The organism is Simplicispira piscis, from assembly GCF_054783455.1.
This window is the reverse complement of record NZ_BAAGQN010000035.1, coordinates 1-662: the sequence shown is the minus strand read 5'-3', so window position 1 is coordinate 662 and position 662 is coordinate 1. Positions and strand designations below refer to the sequence as shown.

The 662-nt window shown below is 65.3% G+C and carries 1 protein-coding gene; it reads right to left on the bottom strand.

Going from position 1 to position 662, the window contains the following annotated elements; translation table 11 throughout:
* Nucleotides 1-662 (bottom strand): aldehyde dehydrogenase family protein (locus ACYVOC_RS18865; RefSeq protein ID WP_461162785.1); only part of this gene is annotated, 662 nt, incomplete at both ends.

Sequence of the window (662 nt, the reverse complement as noted above, 5' to 3'; positions counted from 1 at the left end):
CTTTGCGCCATCAGGATGCGGCCCACTTCGGTCGAACCCGTAAAGCTGATGTGGCGCACGATGGGGCTCTCGCACAGCACCTTGCCAATGGCAATGGAGTTGTCCGCATCCGCACACAGGATGTTGAACACACCGGCCGGAATACCCGCGCGCTGGGCCAGCTCGGCGGCGGCCAGGGCGGTCAGCGGAGTCAGCTCGGCCGGCTTGATGACCACGGTGCAGCCAGCGGCCAGCGCAGGCGCCACCTTGCGGGTAATCATCGCCAGCGGAAAGTTCCAGGGCGTGATGGCGGCGCACACGCCGATGGGCTGCTTCAAGACCAGCAAACGGCGGCTGTTGTCGAACTGGGGCAGCGTTTCTCCATTGACGCGCTTGGCTTCTTCGGCAAACCACTCGACAAAGCTGGCGCCGTAGGCGACCTCGCCCTTGGCTTCGGGCAAAGGCTTGCCTTGCTCGGCCGTCATGATGCGGCCCAGATCGTCCTGGTGCTGCATGAGCAGGTCGTACCACTTGCGCAGGATGCTGCTGCGCTCCTTGGCCGTCTTGCTGCGCCAGGCAGGCCAGGCGGCGTTGGCGGCGGCTATGGCGGCCTGGGCGTCTTTGGGGCCCAGGTTGGCAACATCGACCAGGTGGGCTCCTGTGGCTGGATCATGCACGGCAAA